We start from the raw sequence: 14,201 nt of genomic DNA, 5'->3' as shown, positions 1-14,201 counted from the left end.
TGTCGCGATAATGAAACTTGGGAACGTCCGGCCTCGGCTTCTATATCGTCGCTACGGTTTCACCAAGGGCCGGTCGGAAGCAGCTGTGCTGGTAGGTTCCTACCATGACCGAACTTGACCGCTTAGACGTCGCGTTGCTCGAAGTAGTTCAGAGAAACAACCGTTTAACCTCAGATGAGCTTGCAGAGACTATTCATCTGTCGCCTACCGCCTGCCAGCGGCGGTTGAGGCGTTTGCGAAGTGAAGGGGTAATCGAGGCGGACGTTTCCATTGTTTCTCCTAAAGCTGCTGGCCGGCAGATCACTATGATTGTCTTGGTAACTCTCGAACGCGAGAGAGCAGATATCGTCGATCGATTTAAAAACGCGATACGGAGCACTCGGGAAGTGATGATTGGCTACTACGTGACGGGAGACGCTGACTTCATGCTCGTAGTTACCGCCAAGGATATGGAGGGATACGAACAGTTCACACGGCGCTTTTTCTATGAAAACGCTGACATCAAAGGGTTCAAAACCATGGTGGTGATGGACCGCGTAAAAGCCGGTTTTGCATTCCCCATAGATGTATGAACGGCAGGTTTCGCTTCCCCAATCGAAATCAAGTGGAGGAAATGGCCGTTTTACGGAAGTGCTGCGCGGCGCAGTGGCCGATTGGCCTCGTTTGCCATGCCGTCTGAACGAAGATCGGGAAGTCATATGAAAAATCTTTCCAATAATCTGCTCTCAGAGCTCGAGCGCGAGGCCGTGATTCAGATGCGCCATGAAATGCATCGTGAGCCTGAGCTGTCGAACAGCGAATGGAAAACGCAGAAAAGGATTCGCGAAGCGCTTGAGCGCTTTGGCATCGCGGGTGCAAAGACGTTCCACAGGACCGGGCTCTACATAGATATAAAGGGGTTAGCTCCCGGACGTGGCCGATCGATCGCATTACGCGGAGATATTGATGCACTGCCGATCCAGGAGGATCGAGATGACCTTTCTTTTATATCCGAGGTGCCCGGCGTTATGCATGCTTGTGGCCATGATATCCATGGATCCATCGCCTTAGGAACTGCGCTTGCGTTCCATCGCACGCGAAAAAATTTCGCTGGTCGCCTACGAGTATTCTTCCAGCCGGCGGAAGAGACGGAGCCCCTCGGTGGGCGTTCGGTGGCAGACGAGAAATTGCTCGATGGTTTCGACGCCGCAATCGGATTCCACGTTCACACTGACATTCCCGCAGGGTCTTACGCTGCACGCGCCGGCGCCGTTACGAACTCCTCTGATCAGTTCAGTCTTACCTTTGAAGGTGTAATGGCTCACGGCGCCAAGCCGTATGAAGGCGTAGATGCGATAGCGATCGCCGGGACATTCATCAACGAGGTTCAGAAAGTTGTGTCGCGTGAGATGTCTAGCCAGGATTCACCCGTCGTCACAATTGGTACTATTAATGGAGGGCAGGCTACCAATATCATTTGCCCATCTGTTAGACTGACCGGTACAATACGCACAAGCAGTTCGGAACGCCGTGAACACCTCGTGCACCGCATTCGCCAAGTGGCCGAGGCTGCTGCGGCGATGCATCGAGGCAAAGTGGAATTTTCACCGCAGTGGGGCGAGCCTCCCGTTGTAAATGATCCTGCTCTGGTCGAACGCTTTAAGCGGGTTGTCGTTGACACAGCAGGAGGCGATAAGCTTGTCGAGAGGCCACCGACGCCTGGCAGCGACGACTTTGGCTTTTACACCAGCTGCGTACCCTCAATCTACTTTTGGGTCGGCAGCCGAGAAGAAGGGAAAGAGTCGGCAGTTCATACCCCGACGTTCGCAGCGTCGGACGCAATCCTTATTCCAGCGACTGAGCTAGCGATCCGCTACTGCTGGGACTTATTGCATCCCTGAGCGTCTCGAGTGCGTTGGTCAGCCTCCAAAGTGCACTGAGCAACGCAAATAGCCATTATCGCCGGAGAAAATATGGTGGTTAATATCAGCGACATCGAGAGAGCGCGCCTACGGATCAGGGATCGAATACGTCCCACGTCGCTTGAGCCTTCGTATTCGCTTTCGCAAATGTGCGGCGTTTCGGTCCACCTCAAACACGAGCATCGCCAGACGACGGGGAGCTTCAAGCTGCGCGGCGCCTCAAATGCGGTGTTGCAACTGTCCCGCGACGAGCAGGCGCAAGGCGTTGTTACTGCTTCTACCGGAAATCACGGTCGGGCGCTGTCTTTCGCAGCGAAGACATGTGGTGTGAAGGCAACCATTTGCATGTCCGACCTGGTCCCCGAAAATAAGGTGTCTGAAATCCGGCGCCTCGGTGCAGAGGTCCGAATTGTTGGACATTCGCAAGATGACGCTCAGGAAGAAGCCGAGCGATTGGCGCGCGCCGAAGGTGTGTGTCTCGTGCCTGCATTCGATCACCCAGCAGTCATTGCAGGGCAGGGTACGCTCGGACTGGAGATCGTCGAGGCGCTCCCGGATGTCTCGACCGTGCTGATTCAGCTTTCTGGTGGCGGCTTGGCCGCAGGTGTGGCGCTTGCAGTCAAGAGCCGGCGGCCGAAAGCACGTATCATCGGCATTACGATGGAGCGCGGCGCCGCGATGAAGGCCAGTCTCGATGCCAGTAGGCCGGTTCAGGTGGAGGAATGCGAGAGCCTTGCGGACTCCCTTGGTGGCGGCATCGGCCTTGATAACCGGTGGACCTTTGCCATGTGCCAGGACCTGCTGGACGACGTTATTCTTCTGAGCGAGCAAGAGATCGCGGCCGGTATGCAGCATGCGTACCTCCAAGAACGGGAGGTCGTGGAAGGGGCTGGAGCTGTCGGGATTGCAGCTCTGGTGGCAAACAAAGTCGGCAATCTAAATGGTCCCGTCGTCGCGCTCCTGTCGGGCCGTAACGTCGATATGGAATTACATCGCCGAGTCGTGTGCGGTGTGTAATTTATTTTCCGAGGAGAGCATCATGGGGACCACAACGATACTGAACGAAAGCCAATTGCGAAAACTCGTGCGGCTGGATCTGGAGGCCGTTCGTTGCGTGGAGGGCGCGTTTCGCGCCTTGGCGACCGAAAAGGTTGTCATGCCGCCAATCCTGCGGCTCGACATTCCCGAACATCGCGGCGAAGTGGACGTCAAGACGGCGTATGTGCCGGGCCTTGATGGCTTTGCCATTAAGATCAGCCCAGGTTTTTTCGGCAACCCAGAAATCGGCCTGGCGAGCACTAATGGCCTGATGATTTTGCTATCCAGCAAAACGGGCGTGGTACAGGCGCTGTTGCTGGATAACGGCTATCTGACTGATGTTCGCACAGCTGCCGCCGGGGCGGTAGCTGCCAAGCACCTCGCCCGTGAGGAGGCGTCGGTTGCAGCTGTTTTTGGAGCCGGGATGCAGGCGCGTCTGCAGTTGAAGGCTCTTCTGTTGGTGAGGCCCATTCGCACGGTACGCATATGGGCTCGTGACATCAAGAAGGCGAAAATCGCCTCGCGAGAACTCTCCGAGGAACTCGGCATCCACGTCACCGCATTCGCTTGCCCCGAAGAGGCGGTTGCTGGAGCGCATGTCATTATTACCACGACGCCAACTAACAGGCCTCTTCTCAAGGCCCAATGGCTTGAACCCGGGCAGCACATTACAGCCATGGGCTCGGATGCGGAACACAAGAACGAAATTGAACCTCAAGCTGTTGCGCGTGCCGACCTGTACGTAGCTGACAGTCTCGCGCAAACGCGCCACTTGGGCGAGTTACATCACGCTCTAGAGGCAGGCGCAGTCGGACAGGACGCTCAATTTTTCGAACTGGGCCATATTGTTGCTAATCTGATCGACGGACGAACGAGTGATACGCAGGTTACCATGGCGGATTTGACGGGGACGGGCGTTCAGGATACCGCCATCGCCAATCTCGCGTATGCCCGGGCACGTGAAGCGAAACTCGGTTCCGAGATCAATTGATGAAAATTGCGTCGCCTCAATCTTCCTGCTACGGCGTCTCGACCACAGCCGACGCAGGACATCAGCCGCTGCGACAGGTGTCCTGGGTGCAGCGGGATGGGACTTAGGATGTAAGCCGAGCAGCAAGCCCGATCTTGTGATCGGGACACATTTTGACAATTTGTCAGAGGCTGCGCGTTGTACTTCTCCGGCGTTTAACACTCGGGTAGCGCTGGCCGCTCGGGACGACTCGACCAACGCCGACGAAGCTGTTTCCCTCACTGCGTCACGAGGAGAAATGGCCCGCGTTCACTGCGATTGGCCCCATGCCTGCAAGGACGTACTGCTTGCTGAGGTACGTTTGATTTACGACTTCATATGTGAGTCATTTGTTGCAATGCCTGTGCATTATGATAAGTTTCAATTAGGAACGCGTTCATCGAAGCATCGAACGAAAGGGACGTCATTGATGACGTTACAAGGCCGCCCGACCCTCGGTATTCTTGAGCTTGATGAAGGATTGCTGCCTGACAGCCATGAACAGGAGCCCCGGGACGGTGCTTTGCTGAATCCGGCTACCTTTGCGACGCCGATCATTACAGAGATGGTGGAGGGTGCGCTGGCGGAAACCGTTATACGCGGCGACCCATCACTCGAAATCGCGTGTGTGGCAGCTGCCGCGCGATTGGTCGAACGTGGCGCCGATGTCATCGCCGGTGATTGCGGTTTCTTAATCCGACATCAGAAAGCTGTGGCAGCTGCTGTTAACGTGCCAGTCATAATGTCCAGCCTCCTTCTTGTTCCGACTTTGCTACGTCAGTTAGGACCAGAAAAAAAGCTTGCGGTGATCACGGCGGATTCAGGGTACTGTACTGAAGACCTCCTCAATATCGACAATCGCGCGGATCGCGCGCGCGTTGTCGTCGCTGGGATCGAAGGCGGTGTGTACGTCGCCAACGCCGTGGCTCGCCCTTTTGTCCGAACCGCTGTCGAGCAAATTGAGAAGGAAGTTGGCGGTTGTATCGCGCAACTCCGCGCAAAGCATCCCGAGATCGGAGCTCTTCTGTTCGAATGCACAGGTTTCCCGGTTGTGACACGTGCGCTTCGTAGCACGACAGGCTTGCCGATTTACGACATTACAGACATTTGCCGGCTGGCGCTCGGGACAGTGACCGGGACGCGATCGCTCTAACTGACGTTTCAGTCGGCCGAGCAGGCCAATGCCTGCGCTGCTTTTCATTCCAACTACGGTCAATATCTCCCAACCAAAGTCATAAAAACCATCCCGTTCCGATAACGGAACGAAAGACGAAAACTACGGCACGGGATCGAGCAGGCTGAAAAGTAGACCGGGCCGGAATCCCAAGTAGAAAAGCATCAAGGAGCTACAATGAACGCAGAATTTTTGAGATTCGAGCTAGCGGAATACAGCACCCGTCTGGAAAAGGCCCGCAGCGCAATGGAGCGAGCAGGGATTGAACTGTTGGTCGTTACAGACCCAGCCAACATGAGTTGGCTTACCGGCTACGACGGAAACTCATTCTACGTGCCGCAATGCGTAGTAGTGTCCATGGAAAGAAAGCCCCTTTGGTTCGGCCGAGGCCAGGACGCAAACGGCTGCCGCCGGACAGCGTACATCGGTGAGGAACGTATTAAATGGTACGATGATCACTATGTGCAGTCAGATACCTTGCATCCGATGACAGTTCTTGGACAGATCATCATCGATGAGGGTCATGGGTCGGCGACAATTGGCGTAGAGAAGGACAATTATTACTTCTCGGCGGCGGCTTTCGATGCCATTTCAGCAGCGCTTCCCAACGCCAGCTTTAAAAACGCAATGCGTCTGATCAACTGGGAGCGGATCGTCAAGTCGCCACGTGAAATCGAATATATGCGAGGCGCGGGGAAGATCGTGGAAGCGATGTATCAGCGTGTTACGGAAGTGCTACGCCCTGGAATAAAGCAGTCGGACGTGATTGCGGAGCTCTCTTATGTTGGCACCCGCGGTGTGGAAGACTATTGGGGGGATTATCCGTCGGCCGTGCCCAATCTCGGTGCTGGCGCCGATGCCTCCGCTCCGCATCTCACTTGGACCGATAAGCGAATTCGAGCTAACGAAAGCATCTTCTTTGAGCTTGCCGGTGTTCACAAACGCTATCACTGCCCGCTGTCGCGGACGTACTACCTCGGGAAACCAAGCCAGCAAATGCAAGATGCTGAGAAGGCCGTCCTGGAGGGGATGGCAGCGGGCCTGGAAAAGGCAGTGGCGGGAAATTACTGTGAAGACATCGCCATCGCCTATGGTCGTGCGCTTGCGAAGTATGGACTAACGAAAGCGAGCCGCTCGGGCTACTCTATCGGGATGGGATATCCGCCAGCATGGGGCGAAAATTCTGCTAGTTTCCGAGACGGCGATAGGACCGAACTGCGCCCAGGCATGACATTCCACTTCATGTCGGGTCTCTGGTACGACAATTGGGGTATAGAGATCACCGAGAGCTTCTTGATTACTGGGACTGCGATCGAATTTCTGTCGAGCGTGCCTCGTCAGCTCATCGTAATTGACTGATCACTGTGAGAAGGTCGTTCCGAGCGGTCGCCCCGCGCCCCGTATCGAAGAGTAGAGGTTTCTTCGGCGTGCTTGCAGGACGACGACCTGACATGTTGTCGTACGTTGGAAAGGGCTGTCGGTTCAAGCTGAGCGCACCTTCCTCGATCGGTGACAGCAGGAGGAACCTGTCCCGCGACCGAGCTCGGAAAAGCGGAAGGGCTAAAATGCCTAGAAATCCTATCTCCCGCGTTCGCGCCAAAGGCGACGCCTTTTCCATCGGTTTAGCGCTTGGACGAGCCAGCGCCTCGGCTTTCCGCGATCGCGCCCTGCGTACCGAGGAGTATCAGACGATCCACGCACGATGGCGAGGCTCGGACTATTTGAAGGGCCTGGAATCCGCGGCACGGGGGGCTTATCCCCGCTTCGTGCATGAGATCGAGGGGATCGCCGCGGGGGTCGAGCAAGATTTCGAAACAATCTTCCTCTGGAATTGCCGCGGTGACCTGCGATTTCGCGAGGACTGCTCCCCAACGATGAATTCTGTCGCCGGCACGGGCTGCACCTCTCTCCTGATTCCAGCAACAGAACGCGATGATCCGGCGGTAATTGCCCATAACGAGGACGGCGAAAACGACTTTCTCGGCGCCTGTCTCTGGGTCGAGGTCGAGCCTGATGAGGCCCCCGCGTGGAGCAGCTTCATGTATCCTGGGCTACTACCGGGACACACATTTGGATTGAATGAGAACGGGCTAGTCCAGACGGTCAACAACATCAGCTCTTACGATCTCAAGCTAGGTGTGCCGCGTCAGATCATCTGCCGCGCGATCCTTGATGCCCGAGGCCTCGACGAAGCGATCCAGATCCTGAGACGCAAAGATCGCGCCAGCGGCTTCCATCACAATCTCGGTGACGCGAAGACCCGCCGGCTCGCTTCTGTGGAGGCCCCGGCCTCTGGCTGTGCGGTTCGAGAGATCACCTCGACCCGTGCTCACGCGAACCACCTGCTCTTCGAGGAATTCAACGGGCTCGAGCAGCAAATCAACCTCTCTTCCCGAGATCGGCAGGAAGCGGCGGAGCGTATGATCGCGAATGGCGATCTCGCGAAGGGTACGGAGGCCGTGCTCTTCGACGAGAGCACTCCGATCTATAAAGATCGGCGCGAGGATGGCGTCCAGACCCTGGCCACAAGCCAGTTCGCGCTTTTCGCAGACCGTGTCGAATGGCGCGTGCACGCGACACCGGCTGACCGCGATGCACTAACCGGAACGATGCGAATCGCCTGAAGCCTTTCGCGTTTGACGTTTTGACAGTAAGCGGTAGGCCAAGGCACCTTGCAATAGGCTGATGAACATGGAGCTTTCGCGCCATGACATTGGATTATGCGAGGGGCGATATGGTCGCCGAGATCAGCGGCGGCGCCGGCCGAAGATTGTGCAGCGGTGCCCAGGCGCGTGCGGCAGCGGAGGCTGTGGAGTTGCACGGAGAAGCGCGCGTTGGTCGATCTGGCGAGCGCGGCGGGGTCGTCGGTGATCGAGGTCGCGGAGGCGTTCGGTGTAGCTCCGTCGCAGCTCTATGCCTGGCGCAAGCAGATGGCCGGCGGCGAGATCGAGGCCGATCGGGCGGTGGCAACTTTCGCGCGGATCGAAGTGAACGATCTGCCCGAGGTCGAGCGTCCCGTCGCCGATTGCCCGGACCCGGCCGGCAGGATCGTCGTGGCCTTTCCGAACGGCGCGCGATTGCGGATCGACGGGACCGTCGATCCGACAGCGCTGCGTATCGTCCTGGCAGAGTTGACCAGGTGATCACGGTGGTGCCGACCGACCGGATTTACGTTTGCTGCGGTGAGACCGACATGCGCCGCGGGATCAACAGCCTGGCGCGGATGGTGCAGCAGGTGCTCGCGCTCGACCCGCACACTGGCGCGATCTTCTGCTTCCGTGGACGGAAGAGTCATATCATCAAGATTCTAGCGCACACGACCAGAGGTTCTGCCTTTTTACAAAACGACTTTCCGATGGTTGTTTCGCCTGGCTGACCACCAAGGATCAGGTGACCGTGTCGCTCACCAAGGCACAGCTTTTGCTACTTTTGGACGGGATCGATTGGCGCCGGCGCACGCGGCTGCCGACCTTGGCGCCCGGCAAGACGCACAAGGGCGCGCTCTGGTTTACGTCGCCGACGACCGCAATTCGGGTTCGCAGAACCCGCCGATCGCCTGGTATCGCGCCACCATGGGCCGCGCCGGCGAGAGCGTGATGACCGAACTCGCCGGATTTGCCGGCACGCTCCAGGCCGATGGGTTCACTGGCTACAATCAGCTCTACAAGGGCGGGGCCATTCGAGAAGCTGCCTGCCTGGCCCACCTGCGTCGCAAGATATTCGACGTTCACGACAGCCAGCCGACCGAGCTCAGCACGACGGCCATGGCCGGCATCCAGGCGATCTACCGGATCGAGGAAGAGATACGGGGGCTCCCGCCCGCCGAGCGATTGGCCGCACGACGAAGGCGGACCCGACCACTGGTCCGCGCGCTGCGACGACAGCTCATGCGCCAGGGCAACGGCTTGTCGCGCCATGCCGCTATCGCGAAGGCCTTCGCCGACGGCACCAAGCGATGGCGCGCGTTTAATCGCTTCCTCTACGATGGCCAGCTCGAGCCCGACAACCTGGTCGCGGAGCGGGCCATTCGTGGATTTACTGTCGGCAGGCGCAATTGGCTTTTCTCGGGCAACTTCGCCGCGGCGGAGCGGTCAGCGGTCGTGCTCAGCATCATCGAGACCTGCAAGCTCTGCGGCGTCGATGCCGAATCCTACATGGCCGATGTCACCGAGCGCATCCAGAACGACTGGCCAGCCTCGCGCTGGGACGAGCTAATGCCATGGACCTGGGGCGCCGCGAAGAGATGCCGGTCCCGTTGGCAGCATGAGCGCGATCGATGACATGGCGCTGTCGGACGGCTGGAGGCCTGGATGGCCGTCAAGCCCAACCGTCGCCCGCAGGTGCGCACCATGTCGGCGCTGGATGGCTTCGTAACGGCAGCGGTCACCGGGCCCCGGTTCCCGAACCCGCAATACTGGATGTGCCCGCTCATGGGTTGCCGCGCGACGTCTTGGCCAGAGGGTCTGCAACCGATCACGCCGTGTTTGCCAGCGTTGCCAGGATCCACAATCGGATCAACGAGACGCTCTTCGACAGACCGCAGGATTATGCGCCCCGATTCGCCACCAAGCCCAGCGGCGGCCTCGACCCGCGGCCGTGGGTTCTATGCCGCCATCAATCTCAACATCAAAAGCTGGAAGCGGCTACTCGCCCTTGACAACCCCAACCACGGCTGCTGCTGCCGATCCTGATCTACTGCGTCGACAAAAAGGGCAGGCCCGTCCTCGGCAAGCCCAGGCCGGGGCCGAGACTGCGCGCTTCATCGAGCATGAGGCGTACAAAGACATCGCCCTCGTCATCCCCGCCCTGCGCGAACTCCACTACGTCACCCATTATGATCCGGAGTGATCGGCGCCGGCGCGCCGACCAACGAGCGACTTAACCATCAAGACGATTTCGGGAAAGGTGCCTTGGCGGATCGCTCTGATGTTTGATTTAGACACTGAGGTAGTGGCCGTTGATCGGCCAGTCAGAGGAGCAAGGCAACCCGGCCATCTTTGTCCAACCAGCCGAGGCACCTCCGCACAAAAGAATCAACCCCACGTTATGCGACAGCGATACTCCCTGCCTCCACCTCGTTCCTCCCACCCCCGGAGGCTGCGCGCATAGCTGCAGTTGCCGTGGCAGATTAGCCTATGGCCGAATCCCAACACCTGCCCTCTGAGGGGCGTCTTCACTACAGCGATCCGCTCGCTTTTTGCAACTAATCGCCCCGGGCACTGTGCAATTGAATGAAATCCCAAGAATCTTCGTTGAATCGTAAGGGCATTGCAACGCAAGAAATTGCAGAAATTGGGCCAGTTCGGCGCCTATACGCCGTAAATCGGCGCCGAAAAACAGTTAGATTACTGGAGGGAGCTTAAAGGCAATGACGCCAAATGACGGCGGGTGCCAGCTGAACCCAAAGCAGCTTTGGAATTAATAGGAGCGGAGGTACCATGAAAGCACTAGATCCAGTTATTGGCGCCTGGAAACTGAATCTGGCGAAGTCCAAATTCATCAACGAGCCAACGCCATTCAGTTACAAGTCTGCGACACGTACGTATACGCAGGACTCAGAGGGCCTAGTCACTGGCACAGTCAACGCAGTTCTGCCAGACGGGTCGCTATTCTCCGAGCAGTCAATCTTCAAATCACCTGAAGACGGCGTATACTACCCACACGGGGGCAACGCTCTGATTGACACTTTTGCCGAGGAGCGGGTTAACAATGGATACACTGTCGTCCTAACGGCGAAAAAGGGGAATCAAGTTACTGGAGCCGGAACCCGAACTATCTCACCTGACGGGAAGGTCCTGACAATGACTTTCATATACTTGGATGCCAACGGCGTTATGCGGGGGCACGTGGCAGCTTACGACAGACAGGAGGACTGAGGCCCTGCGGACTGGCCTTTGCAGCATTAATTTTGCTGTGAAGGCCAGCTCTTCAAACGCGACGTGCTGGATCCGCGTCGGAGAGCCCAGCGCCTCCTTCTGTTCGTCACCGAGTAAGGTAGTCGCGCGCCGCAAGGGTTCCGGCGATGCGTTGAGAATGGGCGGATCGCCTGATGGAGACCTAGCCCTTCAAACTTGTCGCCGTGGCGACTGCCAAGAAGCTCGCTCATATCGTATTCGCACCGGAATCGAGGGTGACAATGACGTGATGGGAACAGACGAGGACAGATCCTGAAAGCCTGCTGCGTAGAGCTTCGAACTCGCTCTCTTGATCAGGCCAAAGGATCAGCTGATACCATCAGGGCCAGCGGTCACAAGACAGGCAACAGGCCGGAGACGTCACCACACCCGCGACCATCCCATCGCTGAAAACAAACCCTTGATCAGCGGGCGCTGTCCAGACATGACTATGCTGTATCGCTCGACGGGCCGCCTCGGTCGTTGTGGCGCTCTCATGAAGAACCTGGCCCATAGCGCATCCTTTGATTCGGACGACAAGAATGCCCCAGTAAAGCCCGGGATCAAACATCTAGTATCTTGGCCCAGCCTACACCGACGTCGTCCAGTGATCAAAGGGTGCGGTAATAGGGCGCTACTTGCTTCTTTCAGCACGGTAGAGCCACGACCCCCAAGTAATTTCGGGCTTCAAAGAAGTAGGCCACTCCAGTGCAAGGGTGGCCTACCCAGGTATCCGAGCTTAGTACCCTAGATCGAGGTTGACTTCACGGGTGATAGGCTTGCCCGCGGCGTACTCGACTATGCTTTGAACGCCCCACTGGACGTCTCTTTCCAAGACGTCATCTGCGTCTGCGGCTCGGTCAATGGAAACCAGGACGTTTGGAAGCTTATGTACGTCGAGTCGGGGAAGGAAGCTGATCGGGAAGGCTCTACCATATTCATAGCGATGCCACGCATCCGCAGCATAGCCGCGCAGGCGCCCGGTCGTGAGTGCCTCATAAAGCGGCTTTTCCTGAATCAGATTGCCGCGAGATACATTGATAAGAAATGCACTTGGCTTCATCGCAGCCAATTCGGCTTCGCCGAAGCTGTGTGCGGTCTCCTTGGTGCTCGGGGCGGCGATTACGACATAGTCGCATTTTTCCACGACCGATCGCAGTTCGTCCGGACCGTGCATTACGTCCACGTGTTCCACTGGTCGTTCTTTGTTTCGGCGAACCCCAAGGACATGCATGTTGAAGCCTTTCGCTTGCTTAGCGATGAGGCTACCTATGCTGCCGACGCCAACAATGCCGATAGTACGGCCATCAAGCATGGCGGATCGAGTCGCATCTGCAAAAACTGGGAAAAGCCGTTTGCCCTCTTGACCGACCTTGTGCTTGTAGATGGTGCCCTTTGCCAGTGCGAGCACGAACATCATCGCGTGCTCGGCAACAGCGACTGCGTTCGCGCCGCGAATATTGGCCACTTTGATCCCACGTTGCTTGCAGTACGCAAGAGCGCCGATATGATCGAGGTCGTCGCATCCTGAGTGCTGCCAGCAAAATAGCTTAAGTTTTTGAGCGTTCTCCAAAAGGCCTTTTGGGACGGCCCAGCCGATGAACACATCTGCATCGACTACGTGGGCGGCCAATTCCTTGTATGTCGGCTCAAAGCGGGAGAAGTATTCTCCCTTCGGTGCAACGACCTCTGTGCCTCTCGGGAGCACGCCCCTTATATAGTTTAGCTCGTCATCGGTAGCGTACCACAAACATAAAACCTTCATGCATTCCTCCTGCTAGCTCGCTTGCTTAAGTAGCCCGTCGGCTTAGCGACGTATCCAGACAGTACGCGAGGTGCCGGCAATCACGGCTGCGTTACCCCCCTGATCCGCGCCAGAAACCAGCAAAAAAAAGCGCGATTTGCCGGTTCACGTCGTCGTAAGTATGGCACGGATGGATCAAGTTTCAAAGCATTTGAACATACGTTGCATGCTGGGCTCCAACTCGGATAGAGCTGATTTTCACGGGTCAGAAACCTGCCTTGGAGTCACGGAGCCCTTATTTCGTCGGCCCTGAATAACGGCTAAGGCGTTGATTATCCGAACCCGTGTGGACGGGTGAAGCATCCGATTTCGTTCGGCTGGAGTGCTTGCAGGCACCAGGCAAGCCAAAGAGCGAGATACGTGCCCCATACGAAAACGGCGAACGCAGCTACACGTTCTCGCCCGGCCGCACGGACGGTCCAAGCAGCTTGAAATCATGATCACCGACGATGGACGCGCGCTTCCCCCCTTGCTCGCTGCGGAGGTTAGCCGACATTATCAACGAGTGGCTTTGGTTGATGGCATGCCCGGGCAAATCGCGGCACAGCCAGATGCGGCTGTGAGTGCTGAGGCGAGTTCTGCGTGCTTAGCTCCCCCGAGCGCCAAACCCGCCAGTTAACCAGACTGAGGAGATTGGTTTGCAAATTGCCACTGTTCCGGCAAGGGAGGGTTCTATGCCGCTTGGAGAGTCGCGTAACCTCGGCAGCTATCTTGGCTAAACACCGAGTCGTTCCAGAGCGGCAGCATGGATCACGATCAGGGCATCAGCAAAGCAGGCAATCCCCGGGCACGAACAACCAGCATTGAGCTGGCCTGGTTGTGGCTGCGATATCAGCCGCAGGGCGTTCTCCGCCAATTGGTTTACGAACGAGCGGGTCGAAGGACCAGGTGCGCCGCATCATCATCGGTAGCGTTCGCCGCAAGCTCATAGTTGCCGAAACGGGGCTGGAGCCGGATAGTACACTCTTCAAGGGATAATCAGAAGAAGCAAAGGTCAGCGTTGCCATCCGCCGTGACGGGTTGTGACCGCGAGAACCCTTGGCGTCGGACCATCGTCCAACCGCTTCAATATATTGGTAGAGTCCTTGCCGTTGCGAATCGCCTTGCAGCCCTCGGGAAATCCACGGAGCGGGAGCGGGTTTCGCTTCTCCCGCCCGCCGCCATTGTCGTGACCGTTCGCAACATGGTCGAACAGCAATCCGGATAACCACCAGCGCGCGCGTCGCGCGCGATGAAGCCGGGGCAGCCCTGGATGCGCTTCCCACGGCAAGGCAACGGGTCGGTCGGTGAGAACGGGCTGTGCCAGAGCCTGCCAGGGCAAGGTTGATTGTCGGCATTGTCCAAGGCGAGAGGAAGCGGGCTGCAGCTATCACGATCAAAC

At 57.6% G+C, this 14,201-nt stretch carries 12 protein-coding genes and 2 pseudogenes; 13 read left to right on the top strand and 1 reads right to left on the bottom strand.

Going from position 1 to position 14,201, the window contains the following annotated elements; genetic code table 11:
• The first annotated feature begins 104 nt into the window (after positions 1–104).
• The 12 genes and pseudogenes from NKH22_RS28955 (at position 105) to NKH22_RS28900 (ending at position 10,998) form a co-directional block, all read left to right on the top strand.
• Positions 105–572 (top strand): Lrp/AsnC family transcriptional regulator, encoded by a 468-nt coding sequence (locus tag NKH22_RS28955; protein ID WP_352912035.1) that lies wholly within the window; start codon positions 105–107, stop codon positions 570–572.
• Positions 573–698: 126 nt separating this feature from the next.
• On the top strand, positions 699–1,880 hold the full coding sequence (locus NKH22_RS28950) for a M20 metallopeptidase family protein (protein WP_352912032.1): 1,182 nt from the start codon (positions 699–701) through the stop codon (positions 1,878–1,880).
• 72 nt (positions 1,881–1,952) lie between these two features.
• Complete coding sequence (gene eutB, locus NKH22_RS28945; RefSeq protein WP_352912029.1) at positions 1,953–2,918, top strand: hydroxyectoine utilization dehydratase EutB; 966 nt, start codon at positions 1,953–1,955, stop codon at positions 2,916–2,918.
• Between the two features lie 22 nt (positions 2,919–2,940).
• The gene (gene eutC / locus NKH22_RS28940; protein WP_352912026.1) at positions 2,941–3,930 is read left to right on the top strand and encodes an ectoine utilization protein EutC; all 990 of its coding nucleotides are present in this window, start codon (positions 2,941–2,943) and stop codon (positions 3,928–3,930) included.
• Between the two features lie 448 nt (positions 3,931–4,378).
• A complete protein-coding gene (locus NKH22_RS28935; protein WP_352912081.1) occupies positions 4,379–5,101 on the top strand; it encodes an aspartate/glutamate racemase family protein in 723 nt (240 codons plus the stop codon).
• Positions 5,102–5,299: 198 nt separating this feature from the next.
• Positions 5,300–6,481, top strand: coding sequence for a M24 family metallopeptidase (locus tag NKH22_RS28930; protein ID WP_352912023.1), 1,182 nt, complete (start codon positions 5,300–5,302; stop codon positions 6,479–6,481).
• 206 nt (positions 6,482–6,687) lie between these two features.
• A complete protein-coding gene (locus tag NKH22_RS28925; protein ID WP_352912021.1) occupies positions 6,688–7,746 on the top strand; it encodes a C45 family autoproteolytic acyltransferase/hydrolase in 1,059 nt (352 codons plus the stop codon).
• A 210-nt stretch (positions 7,747–7,956) separates the two neighbouring features.
• Positions 7,957–8,265: a transposase gene (locus NKH22_RS28920; protein WP_352912018.1), complete on the top strand. Its 309-nt coding sequence runs from the start codon at positions 7,957–7,959 to the stop codon at positions 8,263–8,265.
• Positions 8,266–8,315: 50 nt separating this feature from the next.
• Positions 8,316–8,518 (top strand): annotated as a pseudogene (tnpB, locus tag NKH22_RS28915) (IS66 family insertion sequence element accessory protein TnpB); the annotation flags it as partial.
• Between the two features lie 47 nt (positions 8,519–8,565).
• Positions 8,566–9,402, top strand: coding sequence for an IS66 family transposase (gene tnpC / locus NKH22_RS28910; protein ID WP_352912015.1), 837 nt, complete (start codon positions 8,566–8,568; stop codon positions 9,400–9,402).
• Positions 9,403–9,775: 373 nt separating this feature from the next.
• A complete protein-coding gene (locus tag NKH22_RS28905; RefSeq protein WP_352912012.1) occupies positions 9,776–9,970 on the top strand; it encodes a hypothetical protein in 195 nt (64 codons plus the stop codon).
• 590 nt (positions 9,971–10,560) lie between these two features.
• A complete protein-coding gene (locus tag NKH22_RS28900) occupies positions 10,561–10,998 on the top strand; it encodes a hypothetical protein (RefSeq protein WP_352912011.1) in 438 nt (145 codons plus the stop codon).
• Positions 10,999–11,755: 757 nt separating this feature from the next.
• Here NKH22_RS28900 and NKH22_RS28895 read toward each other — a convergent pair.
• On the bottom strand, positions 11,756–12,781 hold the full coding sequence (locus NKH22_RS28895; RefSeq protein WP_352912008.1) for an NAD(P)-dependent oxidoreductase: 1,026 nt from the start codon (positions 12,779–12,781) through the stop codon (positions 11,756–11,758).
• 769 nt (positions 12,782–13,550) lie between these two features.
• Here NKH22_RS28895 and NKH22_RS28890 point away from each other — a divergent pair.
• Positions 13,551–13,694: pseudogene (locus NKH22_RS28890) on the top strand (transposase); the annotation flags it as partial.
• Between the last annotated feature and the right edge of the window lie 507 nt (positions 13,695–14,201).

Source organism: Mesorhizobium sp. M1252 (assembly GCF_040318265.1).
GTDB lineage: Bacteria > Pseudomonadota > Alphaproteobacteria > Rhizobiales > Rhizobiaceae > Mesorhizobium.
Note: the sequence above shows the minus strand (reverse complement) of the source record. Positions and strands in the feature narration are given on the sequence as shown.